The 20,818-nt window shown below is 64.5% G+C and carries 18 protein-coding genes; 6 read left to right on the top strand and 12 right to left on the bottom strand.

Annotated features, from left to right (window positions below):
* The first annotated feature begins 54 nt into the window (after positions 1–54).
* Positions 55–1,212 (top strand): NlpB/DapX family lipoprotein, encoded by a 1,158-nt coding sequence (gene bamC, locus AC30QB_RS23655; RefSeq protein ID WP_489548740.1) that lies wholly within the window; start codon positions 55–57, stop codon positions 1,210–1,212.
* 22 nt (positions 1,213–1,234) lie between these two features.
* Positions 1,235–2,014 carry an MBL fold metallo-hydrolase gene (locus AC30QB_RS23660; protein ID WP_489548758.1) on the top strand — a complete coding sequence of 260 codons (780 nt, stop codon included), beginning with the start codon at positions 1,235–1,237 and terminating at the stop codon, positions 2,012–2,014.
* A 456-nt stretch (positions 2,015–2,470) separates the two neighbouring features.
* Here the strand turns inward: AC30QB_RS23660 and AC30QB_RS23665 are convergent, their stop codons facing one another.
* Complete coding sequence (locus AC30QB_RS23665; RefSeq protein ID WP_489548741.1) at positions 2,471–2,968, bottom strand: hypothetical protein; 498 nt, start codon at positions 2,966–2,968, stop codon at positions 2,471–2,473.
* Positions 2,969–2,977: 9 nt separating this feature from the next.
* Positions 2,978–4,102, bottom strand: a complete 1,125-nt coding sequence (locus tag AC30QB_RS23670) for a JmjC domain-containing protein (RefSeq protein WP_489548742.1) — start codon at positions 4,100–4,102, stop codon at positions 2,978–2,980.
* 25 nt (positions 4,103–4,127) lie between these two features.
* On the opposite strand from AC30QB_RS23670, the gene AC30QB_RS23675 reads away from it, so the two are divergent.
* Positions 4,128–4,649: an FKBP-type peptidyl-prolyl cis-trans isomerase gene (locus AC30QB_RS23675; protein WP_489548743.1), complete on the top strand. Its 522-nt coding sequence runs from the start codon at positions 4,128–4,130 to the stop codon at positions 4,647–4,649.
* On the opposite strand, the gene AC30QB_RS23680 is transcribed toward AC30QB_RS23675, so the two are convergent.
* From AC30QB_RS23680 to lepB, 5 genes are all read right to left on the bottom strand, one after another.
* Positions 4,643–7,750: an efflux RND transporter permease subunit gene (locus AC30QB_RS23680; RefSeq protein ID WP_489548744.1), complete on the bottom strand. Its 3,108-nt coding sequence runs from the start codon at positions 7,748–7,750 to the stop codon at positions 4,643–4,645. The two genes, AC30QB_RS23675 and AC30QB_RS23680, sit on opposite strands and share 7 nt — an antisense overlap.
* The gene (locus tag AC30QB_RS23685; RefSeq protein ID WP_489548745.1) at positions 7,747–8,955 is read right to left on the bottom strand and encodes an efflux RND transporter periplasmic adaptor subunit; all 1,209 of its coding nucleotides are present in this window, start codon (positions 8,953–8,955) and stop codon (positions 7,747–7,749) included. Before AC30QB_RS23685 ends, AC30QB_RS23680 begins: the two co-directional genes overlap by 4 nt.
* A gap of 98 nt (positions 8,956–9,053) precedes the next feature.
* Positions 9,054–9,503: a dUTP diphosphatase gene (gene dut / locus AC30QB_RS23690; RefSeq protein ID WP_489548746.1), complete on the bottom strand. Its 450-nt coding sequence runs from the start codon at positions 9,501–9,503 to the stop codon at positions 9,054–9,056.
* The gene (gene coaBC, locus AC30QB_RS23695; protein WP_489548747.1) at positions 9,500–10,720 is read right to left on the bottom strand and encodes a bifunctional phosphopantothenoylcysteine decarboxylase/phosphopantothenate--cysteine ligase CoaBC; all 1,221 of its coding nucleotides are present in this window, start codon (positions 10,718–10,720) and stop codon (positions 9,500–9,502) included. The genes dut and coaBC overlap by 4 nt, the downstream gene beginning before the upstream one ends.
* Positions 10,721–10,727: 7 nt before the next feature.
* Entirely contained in the window at positions 10,728–11,528 is an 801-nt protein-coding gene (gene lepB, locus AC30QB_RS23700; protein ID WP_489548748.1) for a signal peptidase I, read from the bottom strand.
* A gap of 192 nt (positions 11,529–11,720) precedes the next feature.
* Between lepB and AC30QB_RS23705 the strand changes: the two genes are divergently transcribed.
* Genes AC30QB_RS23705 through AC30QB_RS23715 form a run of 3 tightly spaced genes read left to right on the top strand, consistent with a single transcriptional unit; the run spans position 11,721 to position 14,649 of the window.
* Positions 11,721–12,281, top strand: a complete 561-nt coding sequence (locus tag AC30QB_RS23705) for a GbsR/MarR family transcriptional regulator (RefSeq protein ID WP_489548749.1) — start codon at positions 11,721–11,723, stop codon at positions 12,279–12,281.
* Between the two features lie 2 nt (positions 12,282–12,283).
* Positions 12,284–13,657 carry a cytochrome ubiquinol oxidase subunit I gene (locus tag AC30QB_RS23710; RefSeq protein WP_489548750.1) on the top strand — a complete coding sequence of 458 codons (1,374 nt, stop codon included), beginning with the start codon at positions 12,284–12,286 and terminating at the stop codon, positions 13,655–13,657.
* On the top strand, positions 13,654–14,649 hold the full coding sequence (locus AC30QB_RS23715) for a cytochrome d ubiquinol oxidase subunit II (protein WP_489548751.1): 996 nt from the start codon (positions 13,654–13,656) through the stop codon (positions 14,647–14,649). The genes AC30QB_RS23710 and AC30QB_RS23715 overlap by 4 nt, the downstream gene beginning before the upstream one ends.
* Here the strand turns inward: AC30QB_RS23715 and AC30QB_RS23720 are convergent.
* The 5 genes from AC30QB_RS23720 to AC30QB_RS23740 all read right to left on the bottom strand — a co-directional run.
* A complete protein-coding gene (locus AC30QB_RS23720; protein WP_489548752.1) occupies positions 14,604–15,473 on the bottom strand; it encodes a dienelactone hydrolase family protein in 870 nt (289 codons plus the stop codon). The two genes, AC30QB_RS23715 and AC30QB_RS23720, sit on opposite strands and share 46 nt — an antisense overlap.
* Entirely contained in the window at positions 15,470–16,099 is a 630-nt protein-coding gene (locus AC30QB_RS23725; RefSeq protein ID WP_489548753.1) for an NMCC_0638 family (lipo)protein, read from the bottom strand. The genes AC30QB_RS23720 and AC30QB_RS23725 overlap by 4 nt, the downstream gene beginning before the upstream one ends.
* A 143-nt stretch (positions 16,100–16,242) precedes the next feature.
* On the bottom strand, positions 16,243–17,529 hold the full coding sequence (locus tag AC30QB_RS23730; RefSeq protein WP_489548754.1) for an HD-GYP domain-containing protein: 1,287 nt from the start codon (positions 17,527–17,529) through the stop codon (positions 16,243–16,245).
* Positions 17,530–17,784: 255 nt separating this feature from the next.
* Entirely contained in the window at positions 17,785–20,424 is a 2,640-nt protein-coding gene (alaS, locus tag AC30QB_RS23735) for an alanine--tRNA ligase (protein ID WP_489548755.1), read from the bottom strand.
* 72 nt (positions 20,425–20,496) lie between these two features.
* The coding region (locus tag AC30QB_RS23740) for an isocitrate lyase/phosphoenolpyruvate mutase family protein (RefSeq protein ID WP_489548756.1) at positions 20,497–20,818 on the bottom strand (322 nt) is incomplete at its 5' end.

Here is a 20,818-nt window from a genome sequence, read left to right on the forward strand (position 1 = left end):
ACTTCCCTTCACCTGGCTCGCAAGGCAGCCCGTACCGGTCTGCTCCATTCGGAGATGTTCAACGTGATTCGCCTTCCCTTTCGATATCCTCTCGGTTGCATTTCCGCGGCCCTGGCGCTGGTCTGCTCTCTGACTGCTTGCTCATCCCTCGACAGCGTCGTGTCCGGCGACAAGATCGACTACCGCAGCAAGGCCGCGTCGAAGCCGACGCCGCTCGATGTACCACCCGACCTCACCCAGCTCGCCGTAGACCCGCGCTACGCACCGCAGGCCGGCGTGATCAGCGCGGCCGCCTTGCAAGCGCCCGGTGCAGCGGCATCGGCGCCCGTCACGAACCTGGTGGCCCCCGCGTCACTGGGCGAAGTGCGCCTGGAGCGCCAGGGCAACCTGCGTTACCTGAGCACGCCCATTCAGCCCGACCAACTGTGGCCACAGCTTGAGGCCTTCTGGAAAGAGCGTGGCCTCAACCTGGTGGTCGACCAGGCCGATGTAGGCGTGATGGAAACCGAATGGGCCGAGAACCGCGTCAAGCTGTCTGACGACATCGTCCGCCGCACACTGGGCAAGGTGTTCGACTCACTGTTTTCCACCGGCGAGCGCGACAAGTACCGCACGCGCGTCGAGCGCAGCCCCAGGGGCACCGACATCTACATCGCGCACCGTGGCCTGGAAGAGGTCTACGTCAACCAGCAGAAAGACACCACCACTTGGAAGCCGCGCCCGAGCGACCCCTTGCTCGAAGGCGAGATGCTGTCGCGCCTGATGATCAAGCTGGGCGCCAAGGATGAAGCCGCGAAAGCTGCCGTGGCGCAAAACGGTACGCCCGCAGCTGCCGCGCCGGCACGCGCTCGCGTGCTCGATGGCCGGCCGGCCTCTACGCTGCAAATGGACGAGACCTTCGACCGTGCCTGGCGCCGTGTGGGCCTGGCCCTGGACCGCAGCGGCTTCACCGTCGAAGACCGCGACCGGGCGCAAGGCCTGTACTTCGTGCGCTACGTCGACCCTGCCCAGGCCGGCAAAGAAGAGCCCGGCTTCTTCAGCAAGCTCTTCAAAGGCGACGCCGACAAGCTCAGCGGCCCAATCCGTTACCGCGTAAACGTCAAGGCCGAGGGTGATGTCAGCACCGTCTCGGTGTACGACGCAAAGGGCGGGCCGGAGAACGGCGACGCGGGCCAGCGCATCGTCAAGCTGCTGGTCGACGAACTGAAGTGAGTGGGCAGCGCATCGAACCATGATGCGCTTTTGCAGCCTGGGCAGCGGCAGCACCGGCAACGCCACGCTGGTCGAAGCCCGCAGCGGCGCCACGGTCAGCCGGGTGCTAATCGACTGCGGCTTTTCGCTGCGCGAGCTGGAGCGACGGCTGGCCCGCGCAGGCCTGGTGTCGACCGACATCGACGCGGTGTTCGTTACCCATGAGCATGGTGACCATGTCGGCTGCGCCCTGACCCTGGCGCGCCACCACAGCGTTCCCCTGTGGACCAGCCGCGGCACCTGGCGCGCCATCGGTGAGCCCGATCTGCCCGACGGGCTGCTGCATTTCGCCCGCGACCTGGAGCCGATCACGATCGGCGACCTGACGCTGGCGCCCTATACCGTGCCCCACGATGCAAACGAGCCCCTGCAGCTGTGCCTAGGCGATGGCGCCGCACGATTGGGCGTGCTCACCGATGCCGGGTCGATCACGCCACACCTGCTGGCGCGACTTCAAGGTTGCGACGCGCTGCTGCTGGAGTGCAATCACGATCGCGCAATGCTGGCGAACTCGGCCTACCCGCCCTCACTGAAAGCGCGCATCGGGGGCCGGCTCGGCCATCTAGCCAACGACACCGCTGCAGAAATCTTGGCCGGCTGTATGCATGCCGGCCTGAAGCGCCTGGTCGCCGCCCATCTGAGCGAGCGCAACAACCAACCCGCCCTCGCACAAGCCGCGCTGGCCGCCGTGTTCGGGGGGCAGCCTTCGGACGTGCTGGTTGCCCACCCGCTTCACGGTTTCGACTGGCTCGACGTGCGTTGAGCGTCGTCGCGCGCGCAAATGGCGCGCACAAAAAAGCCGCCCGGAGGCGGCTTTCTTGAATCGGTGGAAACCGATTACTTGCTGGCAGCCATCGAGGGAGCCATTGCCGACGAGGCAGCGTCAGCGGCGCTCGAAGCAGCAGCCATGGCCGACGAAGCGGCAGACATGGCGGAAGAAGCGGCGGCATCAGCCATCGGTGCCGGGGTAACGACGACGGGGGCAACAACGACAGGAGCTGCCTCTTCGGGCTTCTTGCCGCAAGCGGCCAGAGCAACAGCAGCAACCAGGGTAGCCAACAGAAGCGACTTTTTCATATTTATCCTCAGTGAAAGGTTCAGACAATTACCGGTAATTGTGGGAACCCTCCATCCTGGCAGATCCCCAACGAGTCAGGCGCAGAAAGCTCGAGCATCCCATGCACCTAGCCCATGATTATACCCAGCCCTAGGGACTTCCCTAGAGACCCAAAGTGGTCACAGGAAAAGCCTCCTCGGATCGTTGCAAAAGCGCATCAATCCCGTCGCGCGCCCGAATGGCGTCAGCCACATCGAGCGACAGGCTGGCGCGGTAGTGGTCTGCGTCGAGCACACGCAGGGTCAACAGGCCGGGTGCCAGGAACAAGCCGCTCAACTTGCCCGCGTCGTCTTCTGCCAGCGAACGACAGTCGACCACATGGGCCCACTGCCGGCGCCACTCGACCCAGCGCGTGTGGCGGCGCGCAAACGCGTCAAAGCTCTGCGCCAAGACGGTGAGCTTGCGGTGCGCATACGCCCAACGCGTGAGGCTTTCGATCACCGCGCGGTCACCCAGCGGCCAATCGGCAAAGCTAGCATCGGCGATAAAGACTTCGCGACAGCCCTGATCGGCCATCAGCGCAAACGACTCGCGCAAGGCATCGTGAAACTCGCCGCGCGAGGTGATGATCCGTAGTGGCGTTGGCGGCTCGTCGCTCATGTCGTTCCCCTATGCGTTGAAAGAGTGCAGCCAACCGGCCTGCGCCCACTGGGCGAGCAATTCTCGGGCGTCGCCGCTGAGCTTGGCAAGCTGTGGCGCGGCAAGGCTTCTGGTGTCAGCCAGGCTGCGCATCACGCGCGCGTCGCGGCCCGCGGCCTGGTACGACTCGCCATTGATGAACACATGCCGGTCGTCGTAGAGCATGCGGGTGCGCCGGTCGAGCTTCACACCCTGCCCCATCACCACCGGCAGACCCGCGTCGAACCATACCTGCGGTTTGGGCTCGCTCAACACCTCACCCAGCGCACAGGCCAACGCCTGCGGCTCGGCCAGCCAGCGCGCCACTTCCTTCGCCACGAACTCATTCAGTGCCGTCGGGATACGACCGGGTTCATCGCTCGCGGGCTGCCCCGGGTCGCGGTAAAGCGGGTCGGGGTCGGGTGCGTCGCTTGCATCCAGCATGCGCTGCAAGACTTCAGTGCGCAGCTCGGCCTTGCCTGCGGCACGAAAGCCGATCGACGCCGTCATGCACTCACCTTCGGCCACTCCGTCGTGAGCCCAACCCGGCGGCAGGTAGAGCATGTCGCCGGGCGCCAGCAGCCACTCTTGCTCGGGCTTGAAATGGCGCAGGATCTTCAGCGGCGCTTCGGGTTGCAGCTCGGCATTGCCGGGTGGTGCGATGCGCCAGCGGCGAGAGCCTTGCAGTTGCAGCAAAAACACGTCGTACGAATCCACGTGGGGGCCGACGCCGCCGCCATCGCTGGCCCACGACACCATGAGGTCGTCGAGCCGGGCATCGGGCACGAAGCGAAAGCGCGTGAGCAGCTCATGCGCCGCATCGAGATGCGTGTCCAGCCCTTGCACGAGCAGCGTCCATTCGCGCTGGGCGACTGGTGGCAGCGCCCGCCTTGGCATCGGCCCGGAGCGCAAGGTCCAGCCGCTTGCCTGGTGCACGATCAACCGCGACTCCACGTCGTCGCGCGATGCCAGCGCAAACAGCTCGGCCCGGCTCGCAAGCGGGGTCGCGTCGGGTATCGCTTGGCGAATCAGAAGAGGCCGCTTTTGCCAATGGCGGCGCATGAAAAGCTGGGGCGACAAACCGCCCAGCAAGGGCGTCGGCAAAGAGATCGTCATGAGGTGATTGTGCGATCATCTTGCGATGTTGATTTCATCCCCCTGCGTCGTCAGCCTAACCTGGCGACTTGAAGATGCCCAAGGCGTATTGATCGATGAGCTGGAAGCGCCCGTCGAGTTTTTCTACGGTGGAGATGACCTGCTCCCAAAGGTAGAAGAAGCGCTGAGCGGCCACGAAACTGGCTTCGAAACCAATCTGCATCTTGAGCCTGAGCATGCCTTCGGCGAGTACAACCCCGACCTGGTCTTTTTCGAAGCACGCTCGCTGTTCGCTGAGCAGGTGGAGCCGGGCATGCAGTTCGATGGCCCGCCCGATGGCGCCGCCACACCCGGCCTGCCCGCAGATGCCATCTACACCGTGACCGAGGTCTACCCCGAGCATGTGGTGCTCGACGGCAACCACCCGCTCGCCGGCATTGCGCTGCGGCTCGACCTCAAAGTGCTTGACGTGCGTGAGGCCACAGAGGCTGAGATAGAAGCCGGTAGCGTGGGCGACACCGGCATCAGCGTGATGAGCACCGCGCCAGGCAGCTCACAGCTTCACTGAGCCGCCTTCCCTTCGTCAACCGAGAGCGCAGCCTCAGGCGCCGTCACCGGCCCCTTGCCGCTGAAGCGGTCGAGATAGAGGTAGATCACCGGTGTGATGTAGAGCGTGATGGCCTGCGAGAAAACCAAGCCACCCACCACCGCCAGGCCCAACGGCTGGCGCAACTCGGCGCCCGTGCCCAGACCCAGCGCGATCGGCAAAGCACCCATCAGCGCAGCCAGCGTGGTCATCATGATCGGGCGAAAGCGCAGCACGCAGGCCTCGCGTATCGCGTCTGCAGGTGCGGCGTTGTGCGTGCGCTGCGCGTCGAGCGCGAAGTCGATCATGAGAATCGCGTTCTTCTTCACGATGCCGATCAAGAGCAGGATGCCGATGGTGGCGATCAACGTCAGGTCTTGATTGAAGAGCCTGAGCATCAGCAAGGCACCCACCGCGGCCGAGGGCAGGCCGGCCAAGATGGTGATCGGGTGGATGTAGCTCTCGTACAGCACCCCCAGCAGCACGTAGATCACGAGCAGCGCCCCGATGATCAGAATCGCCTGGCTGCCCTGCGAACTCTTGAACACCGCGGCGTCACCGCCATAGGTGGTGATGACCGAAGCCGGTAAGCGGATCTCCTCGCGTACCTGTTCGATGCGCGCCGTGGCGTCGCCCAGCGCAGCGCCCGGCGCGAGGTTGAACGACACCGTCACGGCTTGCAGCTGGCCCACGTGGTTGATCGCGGTCGGCCCCATGCTGCGCTCGACCGTGGCAAAGCTGCTCAAGGGCACCAGCGCGCCGGTGCTTGATCGCACGTAGACGCTGGCGAAGGCGCGCTCATCGCGCTTGGCCTCGGGCGCCACTTCCATGATCACCTGGTAGCTGTCGACCGGCGTGTAGATGGTCGACACCTGTCGCTCGCCGAATGCACTGAACAGCGCGCTGCGCACTGCTTCGATCGACACGCCGAGCGTGTTGGCGCGGTCGCGGTCGATCTTGAGGCTGGCTTGCAAGCCGCGCAGCTGTGAGTCGCTGGTGACGTCGCGGAACAGCGGGTCGTTGCGCAAGCGCTCTTGCATTTTGGCGGCCCAGTCGCTCAGCTCGTCGGCCTTTACGCTTTGCAGGATGTACTGGTACTGGCTCTTGCTAGACCGCCCACCGAGCTGCAGGTTCTGAATGGGCCGCAAGAAAACCGTGATGCCCGGCACTTCGCGCAGCTTCTTGCGCAGCCCCTCTACCACCTGCTTCATGGGCTCGCGCTGGCCGCGCGGCTTCAAGTTGATGAACATGCGGCCTGTATTTTGCGCGCCGTCACCGCCACTGAAAGACGCCACTGTGTCGACATTCGGGTCAGCCCGCACGATGGCAGCAACCCGATCCTGCAGCTCCACCATGGTGGGAAATGAAGTGTCTTCGGCCGCCTCTGTGGTCACCCTCAGCTGGCCTATGTCTTCTTCGGGAAAGAAGCCTTTGGGGATGGTCACAAACAGCACCGCCGTTGCCACGAAGGTGGCCAGCGCCACCATCAACACCCAGAAGCGATGGCGCAAGGCCACGTCGAGCGAGCGCGTGTAGCCTCGCAGCAGAGCGTTGAAGCCGCGCTCGAACGAGCGCACCAACGCGCCGGGGGGCTTCTTGTGCGCTTCGTCAGTGAGGAAGCGGCTGGCCAGCATGGGCACAAGCGTGAGCGACACGAAAGCCGACACCACGATGGCCAGCGACACGATCACCGCAAACTCATGGAACAAGAGCCCGATCACGCCCGGCATGAAGAAGATCGGAATGAACACCGCCACCAGCGAAGTGGAGATCGAGATGATGGTGAAGCCCACCTCGCGCGAGCCGCGCAGCGCGGCCTGGAAGGGTGGTACGCCGTCTTCCACGTGACGCATGATGTTTTCCAGCATCACGATCGCGTCGTCCACCACCAGCCCCACCGCCAGCGTGAGGCCCAGCAGCGACACGTTGTCGATGGTGTAGCCGAAGGCCCATAGCAGGGCCACAGCACCCACCAGAGAGACCGGCAGCGACAAGGTCGGGATGACGGTGGCGACAAAGCGGCGCAAGAACAGAAAGATCACCATCACCACCAACGTGATGGTGCCCAGGAGCGTGAGGTTGACGTCATGCAAGGCAGCGCGTATTGACGCCGAGCGGTCGTTGAGCAATGACACCCGCACCGACTGCGGCAGCTGTGACTGAAAGCCCGGCAAGGCGCGCCGCACCGCGTCGACCACCTTCACGGTGTTGGCGTCGGGCTGGCGCAGCACGGCCAGGGTGATCGAGCTTTCACCGTTGAAGGTGGCCCAGGTCTTGACGGTCTCGAAGCTGTCTTCCACTTGCGCCACATCGCGCAAGCGCACCGGGTTACCGCCTCTGTTGCTGACGATGATGTCGGCAAACTCGGCGGCGTTGCGCAACTGGCGATTGGCCTGCAGCGTGAGCGTCTGGCGCTCGCCTTCCAGCGTGCCCACGGGGGTGTTGGCATTGGCAGCGCGCAGTGCGCTGGTCAGCTCGTCGAGCGCGATGTTGCGGGCGGCCAGCGCATCGGGCAGCACGCGCACGCGCACGGCGTAGCGCTTCTGCCCATAGATGTTGACCTGTGCCACGCCCTCCAGCGTAGACAGGCTGGGCGAGATCAAATGCTCAGCGAAGTCGTTCAGGTCTGACAGGCCCAGCGATGGCGAGGTCAACGACAGCAGCAGCACGGGCGCATCGGCAGGGTTGACCTTGCGGTACGACGGCGGCGCGGTCATGTCTTGCGGCAGCGCACGTGCAGCACGCAGCAAGGCGGCTTGTACGTCCACCGCAGCCGCATCGATGTTGCGACCTTCATCGAACTCGAGCGTGAGCGAGGTGCCGCCCAGCGTGCTGCTGGAGCTGATGACGTTGAGCCCCGGAATGGTGGAGAACTGTTTCTCCAGCGGCAGCGCCACCGAAGTGGCCATGGTCTCGGGGCTGGCCCCCGGCAATGCCGCCGACACGTTGATGACCGGCGTGTTGTAGCTGGGCAGCGCCGCCACCGGTATGCGGCTGTAGGCAATCACCCCCGCCACCACGATGGCCGCATTGAGCAGCACGGTCATCACCGGGCGGCGGATGAAGAGCTCCGACAGGTTCATTGAGACGCCGCCTGAGAAGCTGCGCTGGCCACTGCACCGGCCGCCCCACCACGCTCACCACGCCGCGGTGCCGAAGCACCGTCGGCGCTGCGCTCAACCACGCGGCCCCCCGGGCGCACGTTTTGTCGACCATCGAGCACCACGCGCTCGCCGCCGCGCAAGCCCTTGACCACGGCGTCGTCGCCAACGGATTCCAAAACTTCCACCGGCCTCAGCGTGACCTTGCGGTCTTCGCCGACCACATACACGGCCTTGCCCCGCGCGCCCTGGATGATGACGGCCTGTGGCACCGTGATCGCTTCTTTCAGCGTGCTCACCACCAGCCGCACCGTCGCATAAGCACCGGGCCAGAGCTTTTCTTCGCGGTTGCCAAACACCGCTTTAACCTTCACCGTGCCCGAGCTGGCGTCGACCAGGTTGTCGACAAACTGCAGCTTGCCGGTGAGCGTGCCTTTCCCTTCGGGCAACACCGCCGTGACAGTGCCACCACCCGAGCGCAGCGTTTGCAGTGCGTCAGCCAGATTGCGTTGCGGCAGGCTGAAGCTCACGGCGATAGGGTCGATCTGGGTGATGGTGACCAGCGGCGCGCCGCCCGGCTGCACGTAGCTGCCGGCAAACACATTGATGGCGCCGGCGCGGCCCGCCGCTGTAGCGACGATGCGGCTGTAGCCCAGGCTCACCTGTGCAGCGTCGATGGCCGCGCGGTCTGACGCGACCACTGCACTGGCCGAGTCGACCATCGTCTGGGTAGTGTCGACGGCCACTTGCGACACGAAGTTTTGCGCAAGCAGCTCACGGCTGCGCACCAGCTGGCGTTGTGCATCGGCGAGAGCCGCCATATCCTTGGCCAGCTGTGCGCGCGCCTTGGTGACGTTGACCTCATCGACGCGCGCATCGAGCGTGAACAGCGGCGCGCCCGCCCTCACAAACTGGCCTTCGCGGATGTGCACTTTGGCGATGGTGCTGCTCACCTGCGGCCGCACCTCCACGCTGTTGAGCGCACTCACGGTGCCAGTGGCTTCGAGCGAGATGGCCACATCGCGCTGGGTGGCGCGCACGATGCTCACGCTGACGGGTGGGCCGCCTGCACCAGAAGCCGATGCGGCCGCGGCCCCATCACCTTGCGGCGCACCCTTTCCACACCCGCCTAGGGCGGCCACGGCCACGGCGGCAGCGGCAACCCAACACACTGACTTCATGTTCATCCAATTCTCATTCACGGCATAGCCCGAGAGCATGCCACTGGAGCACTGGTGAACACGTGCGGGAAGGCGCTGCACAGCCACCCTTCACGCTTCTTTACTCAGTGCTTTCCAGTCGAACCAAAGCCGCCAGCGCCGCGATCCGACGCGCCGAATTCATCGACCAGCCTGAACTGCGCCTGCACCACCGGCACGATCACGAGCTGCGCAATGCGCTCCATCGGCTGCACCGTGAAACTCGTATGCCCGCGGTTCCAGCAGCTCACCATCAGCTGGCCTTGGTAGTCGGAGTCGATCAACCCAACCAGGTTCCCGAGCACGATGCCGTGCTTGTGGCCCAGACCTGAGCGCGGCAGGATGATCGCGGCCAAGCCGGGGTCGGCCACGTGGATGGCCAGGCCGGTGGGGATGAGCTGGGTCTGGCCCGGCTCTAGCACCAGGGGCGCGTCGAGACAGGCGCGCAGGTCGAGGCCGGCACTGCCAGGCGTGGCGTAAGCGGGCAGCTGCTCGGCCATGCGGGCATCGAGCACTTTCAAATCAATGGGGGTCATGTTGGCAAAGAAGAGAGGCGTTGGGCAATATCGCTCACCAGCGCGCGTGCGAGGGTGAGCTTGTCGGCTTGAGCGATGTCGCGGTGGCCGTGGGCGTCGACCAGCACCAGCGCGTTGTCGTCACGGCCGAAGGTGGCCGGGCCCAGGTTGCCCACGATCAGCGGAACGTTCTTACGGGTGAGCTTTTCGCGTGCGTGTTTGAGCAGATCGTGGCTCTCAGCGGCGAAGCCTACGCAATACGGACGCTTGGGCAATTGAGCTACGGCGGCCAGGATGTCCGCGTTCTCAGCGAGCTCGAAGGTCGGCGCCACCTTGCTGCCGTCCTTCTTGATCTTCTGCTCCGACAGGCTGGCGGGCCGCCAGTCGGCCACGGCTGCGGTGGCGACGAAGATGGTGTGCTGCGCTGCGACAGGCAGCACCGCGTCAAACATCTGCTGAGCGGTCTGCACGTTGATGCGCTTCACACCGCGTGGCGTGGGCAGGTGCACAGGGCCGGCCACCAGGGTGACCTCGGCGCCGGCTTCGTGCGCCGCACGTGCGATGGCGAAGCCCATCTTGCCGCTGCTCAGGTTGGTGATGCCCCGCACCGGGTCTATGGGTTCGAAGGTCGGGCCCGCGGTGATCAGCAATCGTTGGCCCGCCAGCACCTTGGGCGACAGCGCCGCCACCAGCTCTTGCACCAGCTCATCCGCCTCCAGCATGCGGCCGTCGCCGATCTCACCGCAGGCCTGGTCGCCACTGCCCGGGCCGAGGATGGTGGTGCCGTCGGCACGCAGCTGTGCCGCATTGCGCTGCGTCGCCGGGTGAGCCCACATCTCGCGGTTCATGGCGGGGGCCAACAGCAGCGGGCAGCGCTCGATCGGGCGGGCCAGGCACATCAGGCTCAGCAAGTCGTCGGCGCGGCCCTGCGCCAGCTTGGCCATGAAGTCGGCACTGGCCGGCGCGACCAGCACGGCATCGGCTTCACGCGTGAGATTGATGTGGGCCATGGCGTTGGGCTCGCGCGCATCCCACTGGCTGGTGTAGACGCTGCGGTTAGACAGCGCCTGCATCGTCACCGCCGTGATGAACTGCTCGGCCGCTTCGCTCATCACCACCTGCACGGTGGCGCCGGCCTTGATGAGCCCGCGCGCCAGCTCGGCAGCTTTGTAGCAGGCGATGCCGCCGCTCAGCCCCAGCACGATGTGCTTGCCTTGCAAATCCATTCTTTCAGTCATAGAGGGCTCAAAGCGCAGACCAGCTGCGCGACAAATCAGAGAAGTTGATGAGCACGCGCACCGCCTTGCCGTAAACCTGCGCATGCGGCAGAAAGCCCCACACGCGCGAGTCTTCGGAGTTGTCGCGGTTGTCACCGAGCATCAGGTATTGGCCTGGTGGCACGGTGCATTGCCAAGTGGTCGGGTCTTCAGCTCGGCAGTGCTCAGCCAGGCCGGGTTGCTGCAGGTGGAGCGACGAGCGGCCTTGTACAAAGGGGTTGATCTTGACGACACGCTCGCGCTGTTGCACGGTCTCGCGCATCAGCCAATGGCCGCGGTCTTCGTTGCGTGGGCTGCCGTCGCTCACCATCTCGGCGGCAGGAGCCTCGCCGTTGACGCTGACCAAGCCGTTTTGCATGCGCACCACGTCGCCGGGCATTCCCACCAGGCGCTTCACGTAGAAGGTCGACACATCGAGCGGGTAGCGAAACACCACCACATCACCGCGCTGCGGCTGCCCGATTTCGATCGCGGTGTTGGTGAAGGGCAGGCGCGGACCATAGGCCAGGTGGTTCACCAGCAAATAGTCGCCGACGCGCAGCGTGGGCTCCATCGAGCTCGACGGCACACGGGGCCAGTCGGCCACGGCCACGCGGCAGGTGAACATCAGCGCGATCACCACGAAAAGCTCGGCGCCCAGGCTGACCCAGAACGGCTTGCGCTCGGGCGCAGGCTCACGCCGCTGGCGGCGCCGCCAGACCAGCCAACACGCGCCGCTGGCGAGGGTCAGCAAGCAAAGAATTTCGTTGACGGAAAAGCCGATCTGCATGGGGGTACTGCCCGGGAGCAAGCCAGGCCGCGATTATGGCGGGGTGGATGAGCCCCCCAGTCGCTTCTCTCCGGCCCCCACGGGGCGCGATCCGGCTTGGGGCGACCCGGCGCCGGATCACCTGCCCTCAGCAGGCGGTCTACAGATTTCCCGAGTTTTCAGTATTTACTGAAAATACGAGACAATGCCGCCATGACACCCCTCTCCCCCCTGGTCAAGAGTTTCGTCAGCCACTTCGGTGAAATGGGCAGCCGCTGGGGCATCAACCGCACGGTGGGCCAAATCTACGCGCTGATCTTCGTCTCGCGCGAAGCTCTGAATGCCGACGAGATCGCCGAAGCGCTGGAGTTTTCGCGCTCCAACGTGAGCATGGGGCTCAAGGAGCTGCAGGCCTGGCGCTTGGTGAGCTTGCGCCACCAGGCCGGCGACCGGCGCGAGTACTTCGACGCCCCCGCCGACGCCTGGGAGATCTTTCGCACCCTGGCCGAAGAGCGCCGCCGCCGAGAAATCGAGCCCACGCTGTCGATGCTGCGCAACGCTCTGCTCGAGCAGCCCACCACTGAGGAAGACCGCATCGCCCAAGAGCGCATGAAGGGCATGCACGACCTGATCGAGCTGATGACAACTTGGTTCGACGACGTGCAGCGCATGGACCAGAAGACACTTTCGCAGCTGATGAAAATGGGCTCGAAGGTGCAGCGCTTGCTGGAGTTCACCGGCAAGGTCAAAGTCATCAAAGGCGGAAAGGAATAACGATGGACGCGCTCATCCTCGCCCGCATGCAGTTTGCGGCCAACATCACCTTCCACATCCTCTTCCCCACCATCAGCATTTCGCTGGGCTGGGTGCTGCTGTTCTTCCGCTCGCGCTGGCTGGCCACGCATGACCCCGCCTGGCTCATCGCCTACCGCTTCTGGACCAAAGTGTTTGCGCTGACCTTTGCGCTGGGCGTGGTGAGCGGCATCACCATGAGCTTCCAGTTCGGCACCAACTGGCCGGGCTACATGGAGAAGGCCGGCAACATCGCCGGCCCACTGCTGGGCTATGAGGTGCTCACCGCCTTCTTTCTTGAAGCGAGCTTCCTCGGCATCATGCTGTTCGGCCACGGCCGGGTGAGCGAGAAGACGCACCTCACCGCCACCTTTCTGGTGGCCTTCGGTACCACGCTCAGCGCCTTCTGGATCTTGAGCCTCAACTCGTGGATGCAAACGCCCGCCGGCTACGAGATCGTCAACGGCGAGTTCTTCGTCAAGAGCTGGCTCGACGTGGTGTTCAACCCTTCGCTACCTTACCGGCTCACCCACAAGCTGCTGGCCTCGGGGTTGACGGTCTCATTTCTGCTGGCTGGCATCAGCGCGTGGCAGTTGATCAAGGGCAAGGCCAACGGCTCTACGCCCAAGGTGCTGCGCACAGGGCTCACGCTGGCAGCGGTGCTGATACCGCTGCAAATATTGGCGGGCGATGCACACGGCCTGAACACGCTCGAATACCAGCCCCAGAAGATCGCTGCGATTGAAGGGGTGTGGGACACCGAGAAAGGCGCCCCCTTGCTGCTGTTCGCCTGGCCGAATGAGAAGACGCGCAGCAACGCCTTTGCCATCGGCATACCCAAAGGCGCCAGCTTGATCTTGCGGCACGACCCTGAAGCCGAGATCAAGGGCTTGAACGACTTCAAGGGTGCACACCCTCCGGTGGCGCCGCTGTTCTTCGGCTTTCGCATCATGGTTGGCGTGGGCCTGCTGATGCTGGCCGTGAGCTGGGTAGGCCTGTGGCTTTACAAGCGCCGCGGCTGGGTTGCGCAAAAGCTGCCCCGCCCCTTGCTGTGGGCCCTGACGGCCATGACCTTCTCGGGCTGGGTGGCCACGGTAGCCGGCTGGTACGTGACCGAGATCGGCCGCCAGCCTTTCATCGTCTACGGCCTGCTGCGCACAGCCGATGTGGCCTCGAAGGTGCCACCGTCGATGATTGCGCTGACCCTCACGCTGTACGTCACGCTCTACATCGGCTTGATCATTGCCTACATCGCCGTGCTCAAGTACATGGCTGAGAAGCCTGAAGAAGTGCTGGCCAAGGAAGCCGAGGAACGTGCCCACACCCCCGTGGGCGCACAAACCGGGAGCCCGACATGAGCTTTGATGAAATGCTGCCCGTGATCTTCATGGCGCTGATGGGCATCGCCATGCTCACCTACGTGGTGCTCGACGGCTACGACCTGGGTGTGGGCATGCTGCTGCCGCGTGCCACCGATGAGCAGAAAGACACGATGGTCGCGTCCATCGGCCCTTTCTGGGACGCCAATGAAACCTGGCTGGTGCTGGGCGCCGGCATTTTGCTCATCGCCTTCCCCAAGGCGCATGGCGTGGTGCTGGGCGCGCTCTACCTGCCGGTGGCGGCAATGCTGATCGGCCTCACGCTGCGCGGTGTGGCCTTCGACTTTCGCGTGAAGGCGCGCGACCACCACAAGCCGCTGTGGAACAAGGCTTTCTTCGCAGGCTCGGGCCTGGCGTCGATGGCGCAAGGCTGGATGCTCGGCCACTACATCACGGGCTTGAACTCGGGCTGGCAGTACCAGGTGTTTGCAGCCACGATCGCCCTCGCCCTGCCCGCGGCTTACGTGCTCCTTGGAGCCGGCTGGCTCATCATGAAAACCGACGGCGATCTGCAGGCCCACGCCGTGAAGTGGGCCAAGATTGCCTGGCTGCCGGTGGTGATCGGCATGGGGCTCATCTCGATCGCCACGCCCTGGGTCAGCGCCACCGTGCGAGAGCGCTGGTTCAGCATGCCGGCCTTCATTGCGCTGCTGCCCATCCCGCTGATCTCGGTTGCCGCGCTGGGCTTGCTGCGCGTGTCGCTCAACTGGAAGCGCGTGCTGGGGCCCCAGTGCTGGCTGCCTTTCGTGCTGATGGTGATCGTGTTTTTGCTCGGCTTCTTCGGCCTGGCCTACAGCCTGTACCCGTTTGTGGTGATGGACAAGCTCACGCTGTGGCAGGCCGCCAGCGCGCCGGGTTCACTGAAGGTCATCTTGGTAGGCACGGTGATCACGGTGCCGGCCATCGCGGGCTACACCGTGTTTGCTTACCGCGTCTTCTGGGGTAAGGCCGGCGAGCTCAAGTACGCCTGAAGAAACTTCTGCATCCGCTCGCGCGAGCGGCTCCAGGCCTCGGCGTTGCCGCCCACGTGCACACCTTGCCCAGGGTTCACGCCGTTGGGCACGTCCTTGCGCAGGCGCACCGGAGCCGATGAGTCGAAGCCGTGGTACGCGCCAGGGTAGGTTTCGATCTCGGGCCGCGCGCCCAGCGCGGCCGCGGCCAATTGGCGGCAGGCTTCGGCCGGCGTCCAGTCATCGGCTTCACCGATCAGGATGAGCAGTGGTGCCGTGGGTGTGTAGCCGCGTTGCAGGTCGGTCTCGCAACCCGGGTAATAGGCCACCGCGAACGCCGGCGTGAGGCCGAAGGCGAGCACGTCTTGGTGGCGCGCGTTGGTGGCCGACAGCACCGTGCTGCCACCATTCGACCAGCCCATCACGCCGATGCGTTGCACGTCGACCTCGGGCCGCCGCGCCAGCCATTGCAAAGAGGCCAGCGCATCAAGGCGGCGATTGGCTTGCGTGATCTTGCGCTGGCCTACGCGCTGGGTGCAGATCTCGCGCTCGCCACGGGGCGTGAGCGAATCCACCGTCAACACATGAAAGCCCTGTTGGTTGAGCAGCGACGCGTACTCACGCATGCGCTCGCTGACCAGCCCTTGGCGGTCGTACATGCCGCCGCAGCCATGAAACAGGGCCACGGCGCCGGCTTTCGGCGCGGAGACGGGGTACCAATAAGCCTTAAGCTGAACCGCCTGGCCTTGCGGTGCATCGAGGCTTGAGAACTCGACCGTCGATTGGCCGAGCGCCGAGCCGGCGCACGATGCCAGCACTGCAATGAGCACGACGAAGCGCTTCATCGCGTTGGCAAACCATCGGGGGCGAATGCCGGCGCGGCCGGCATGGGCGCGGCATGCAGCGCCTGCGTGCCGGGGTTGTCAGACAAAGTGGTGATGGCGCCCAGGCCCAGATCGACGCTGGCGCCCGCAGCGCGGTAGCGCCACTGCATCTGGTTGCGCCACGCCCCGGCTCGCTCGAAGTTGCGGTCGACCTGCAGTTGCAGCTTGGCACCTTTGGCGGTGAGCGAGCCCATCGCTTCGGCTACCGCGCTGCGAAGCGCCAGGCCCGACATCTGGTCGGCCCACACCGTGCATTGGCGCCCCACGGCTGCCGCCAGCAGCACGCGGCCGCGCGTACCAGGCGCCGCCAACACGCTGCCGAGCTGGCCAGACAGCAAACCGTCGACGTTGCCGCGCAATGCGTCGGCCGGCTCGAAACCCTGAGACAAGGCCCAATCCACCGCAGCCGCTTCTTCACTGCCGGTCAGCACGCACGCCTGCTGAAAAGTGCGCGCCACACCTTGCGGCGTGGCCCACACCGACAGAGGCGGTTCTGCAGTCAATGGTGAGGGCGTGATTTGGGCCCACACGCTGCCGCAGGCCAAGAACGCCCCTATGCCTAGACTGAGCGTGATGCGTCTTGTCATGGTGTGCCAACAGCCTCTTCAGGGCGCCGCGACGCGCGGTGCGTTTGGCAAGCATAACGAGGAGTTCATCAGCCCAGCCCAATCCGGGCATTCGGCCGCCAGACTTCCTGGGCGGGGCACGACCTGAATCAGCAGGCGGCCGCTCAGCCCTTGGGTTTGCCGTCCTCGGGGCGGAAATAGTACGTGGTGCGCTTGCGCGGCGACAGGTAGTCGAAGATGTTGGACGGCAGGTCCTGCGGCTTGAGCGTCTTGCTCACGCTCACATCGGGCTCTTGCTCGAGGTCAACGACGATGGCTTCGCTCTTGGGCACGGCGGGGTCATAGACCAGCACCGTCGGCTTGAGCGGGCGGCTGATGTTGACCGACACCACCATGGCCAGCACGCCATTCGACAACGCCACGACGGTGCCGGGCGGATACACGCCCATGCAGCGCACGAAGGTTGCCATCGCCTGTGGGTCAAAGCGGGCGCGCTGCTGCGCATACATCGTCGACAGGGCTTCGTGCGGCGTGAGTGCCTTGCTGAGGTTCACTGGGTTGCACAGCTCGTCATACACATTGACGATGGCCACAATGCGCGAGAGCAGCGACATCTGCGCCCCCTGCAAGCCCTTGGGGTAGCCGGAGCCGTCGACATGCTCATGGTGCTGAAGCACTACAGACTGCGCCTCAGCGGGCAAGCCGAGTTTCTTGGCAATGTCGACACCGTAGACGCAATGCTGCTGAAGAAGCGCCGCTTCGGCACGAGTCAGTGGGTCGGTCTTGCGCACGATGCGCTCGGGGATCTCGACTTCACCCGCGTCATGAAACATCGCCGCCAACCCCAGCAGCTGAATCGCCTCGCGCGGCGCCTTCAACTCCTTGGCCAACATCATGGACAACAAGGTCACGTTGAGCGAGTGATAGTAGACGTCTTCATTGCCGATCTTGTCGGCCATCAGCTGGATGGCGATGTCCACGTCCATCATCATCGAATCGGCCATCGACCTCACCAGCTCGTCTGCTTGCTGGCGCACCTGGGCCGGCTGGGAAAACATGTTCTGGTTGATCGACTTGATGACCTTCGTGCTGGAGAGAAAAGCCTTTTCGCAGGCCGCTGACTTCTCGCGCTGCGCGTCAAGGCGCTCCAGACGTGCCCGCTTGGCCTGGTAGAGCGCGTCGGCTTCGGGGTTTGCATTTACCGACGGCACCGGCTGCGCCGCAGCGGCGCTGGGTTCGGCCAGCGGCTCGCCATCACTTTTGTTTGGCGAGTAGCGAATTCGTTGCAACTTGAGCGACTGGATGGTCGCTATCTGCTCCAAGGTCTTGATCTTGAAGCTTGAAAAAGTGAAGGGGTGATGGACCCACGACAGGTCGAGGTGCACGTGCAAGCCAATGCACAGCTGGCCGGGCATGACATAGAACTCGTCATTCTTCAGAGACTCAACCATGGTGCGGCGCCGGGAGATAGAACAACCTGATTGGCGACGAACCTCAGCCGCTCCATTTGGCTCCGTTCGCCCTGAGCAACCAAAGAGCAGCGCAGTGCACCGGCGCACCCTTCGATACCTCAGGGCGAACGGATCTTTGGCTGAGGCATTTCGCCAACCAGGTAGAACAAAGGAAACGAGGTCAATTTCGTTTCTTCACTATCGACCGCTTACCCAAAACCTTGAGCCGACTAGTTCACGCCAGAGCCCGGCGGCTTACACCCGCTCGCTCACCCAGCCCTGCACCGAGGCCAAAGCCGCAGCGAGGTTTGACGGGTCGGTGCCACCCGCCATCGCCATGTCGGGCTTGCCGCCGCCCTTGCCACCCACTTGCTGGGCCACGAAGTTGACCAGCTCGCCCGCCTTTACCTTGCCAACGCTGTCGCTGGTCACCCCAGCGGCGAGTTGCACCTTGCCACCCTCCACTGCCGCCAACACGATGGCGGCGGTCTTGAGCTTGTCTTTGAGCTTGTCTAGCGTTTCGCGCAGACCCTTGGCATCGGCGCCGTGGAGCACGGCGGCCAACACTTTCAAGCCCTTCACGTCGACGGCTTGCGCCAGCAGCTCGTCACCTTGCGACGAGGCCAGTTTGCCCTTCACAGCGGCGAGCTCTTTCTCCAGCGCCCTCACCTGCTCCAGCACCTGGCTCAGGCGCCCCGGCACTTCGGCAGGCGCAGCCTTCAGGGTGCTGGCGAGTTGCTGCATGGTGTGCTCGAGCGACTGCAGATAGCCGAGCGCGTTGTCGCCCGTCACTGCTTCGACACGGCGCACACCGGCCTGAATACCTGATTCCGCCACGATCTTGAAGAGGCCGATGTCACCCGTGCGCGACACGTGCGTGCCACCGCACAGCTCGCGGCTGCTGCCGATGTCGAGCACGCGCACTTCATCGCCGTACTTCTCACCGAACAGCATCACGGCGCCGGTCTTCTGCGCCTCTTCGATGGGCAGCACGCGTGCCTGCGTGGCGGCATTGGCCAGAATCTCGGCGTTGACCAGGGCTTCGACTTTGCCGATCTCGGCATCGGTCATCGGCAGGTTGTGCGCAAAGTCGAAGCGCGTGCGCTCGGCGTTCACCAGCGAGCCTTTTTGCTGCACATGTCCCCCCAGCACTTCACGCAAGGCCTTGTGCATCAGGTGCGTGGCGGAGTGGTTGCGGATGGTCTTGGCGCGGCGCTCGGCATCGACGCGGGCATTGAGCACATCGCCAACCCTGACCTCGCCTTCGACGACGCGACCGTGGTGGCCGAACACGGCAGCCTGCACTTTGATCGTGTCTTCCACCAAGAAGCGTGAGGTCGCGTTGCGCAGCTCGCCGGTGTCGCCGATCTGGCCGCCGCTCTCGGCGTAGAACGGCGTCTGGTCGAGCACGACCACCGCGTCATCGCCCGAGTTCGCGCTTTGCACGGGCGAGCCGTCGACATAGATCGCCGTGACCTTGGCGCCTTCGTGTACGAGGTGCTCGTAGCCGTGGAAGGTGGTGTTGGCGCCGATGTATTCCAGGCCTTGCGCCATCTTGAATTTGCCGGCGGCGCGGGCTTGATCGCGTTGACGGGTCATGGCGGCGTTGAAGGCCGCTTCGTCAACCGTCACGCCGCGCTCGCGGCACACGTCGGCCGTGAGGTCTAGGGGGAAGCCGTAGGTGTCGTGCAGCTTGAAGGCCAGGTCGCCGTCGATGGTGTTGGCGCCCGCTTTTTCCATGGAAGCCAGAGCCGACTCAAGAATTTCCATGCCGTTGGCGATGGTGCGGAAGAACCCTTCTTCTTCCTGCTTCAGCACCTCGGTGGCACGCTGCTGGCTCTTGCGCAGCTCGGGGTAGGCATCGCCCATCTCGGCGGCGAGCGCATCAACCAGCGTGTAGAAGAATGGCTTGCGTGCGCCCAGCTTGTAGCCGTGGCGAATGGCGCGGCGCGCAATGCGGCGCAGCACGTAGCCGCGGCCGGCGTTGCTCGGGATCACGCCATCGACGATGGTGAAAGTGCAGGCGCGAATGTGGTCGGCGATCACCTTGAGCGAAGGCGCCTCCGGGTCGACCTCTCCACCACCGGCCGCTTCGACAGCCTTCTTCGCGGCAGCCAGCAGGTTGACGAAGGTATCGATTTCATAGTTGCTGTGCACGTGTTGAAGCACGGCGCACAAACGCTCCAGGCCCATGCCGGTGTCCACGCTCGGCTTCGGCAGCTTGTGCATCACGCCCGCTTCGTCGCGGTTGAACTGCATGAACACGTTGTTCCAGATCTCGATGTAGCGGTCGCCGTCCTCGCCTGCCGAGCCCGGTAGGCCACCCGCAATGTCGGCGCCGTGGTCGTAGAAGATTTCGGTGCAAGGACCGCAAGGGCCGGTCTCTCCCATCATCCAGAAGTTGTCAGAGGCGTAGCGCGCACCCTTGTTGTCGCCGATGCGAATGACGCGGCTCGTCTCCAAGCCGATCACCTTCGTCCAGATGTCGAAAGCCTCGTCGTCTTCGGCGTAGACGGTCACGTACAGCTTGTCTTTCGGCAGCTTGTAGACCTCGGTCAGCAACTCCCATGCATAGCGAATCGCATCCTGCTTGAAGTAGTCGCCAAAGCTGAAGTTGCCCAACATCTCGAAGAACGTGTGATGGCGCGCGGTGTAGCCGACATTCTCCAGGTCGTTGTGCTTGCCACCGGCGCGCACGCAGCGCTGCGCGGTGACCGCGCGCTTGTAGGGCCGTTGCTCGGTTCCGAGGAAGACGTCCTTGAACTGCACCATGCCGGCATTGGTGAAGAGCAGCGTCGGGTCGTTGCCGGGGACGAGCGGGCTAGACGCCACGGGGGTGTGGTCCTTCGACGCGAAGTAGTCGAGGAATTTTTGGCGAATTTCTTTGGTATTCATGGTTTTGCGGTCTGCTTGATACGCCCGTCGCGGGCCGCGCGGGCAAACCGTAAGGATACCAAAGCCCGGCGCTCAGCCCTTCATGTATCGGGCCCATTCCGCGGCGGGGACGGTGTTCGCGAGGTAGTCGAACGTGCCCCTTTCCTGCACTTCCGCCGCCGCATCGCGCAGGCCGTTCATGGCGGCCTTGTACAGCGAGGTGGCCAGGCTGATGCGGCGCACGCCCGCATCCCGCAGCTGCGCAACGGTGAAGGATTTCCCCGGAATACCCACCATGAAATTAACCGGCCGGGAAAGCGCCGCGCACACCTCGCGCACGGCCTCGAGCGTGGGCAACCCTGGTGCGAAAAGCACATCCGCCCCGGCCGCCTCGAAGGCCTGCAGGCGGCCGATG

The organism is Rhizobacter sp., assembly GCF_046595475.1.
Taxonomy (GTDB): Bacteria; Pseudomonadota; Gammaproteobacteria; order Burkholderiales; family Burkholderiaceae_C; genus Rhizobacter.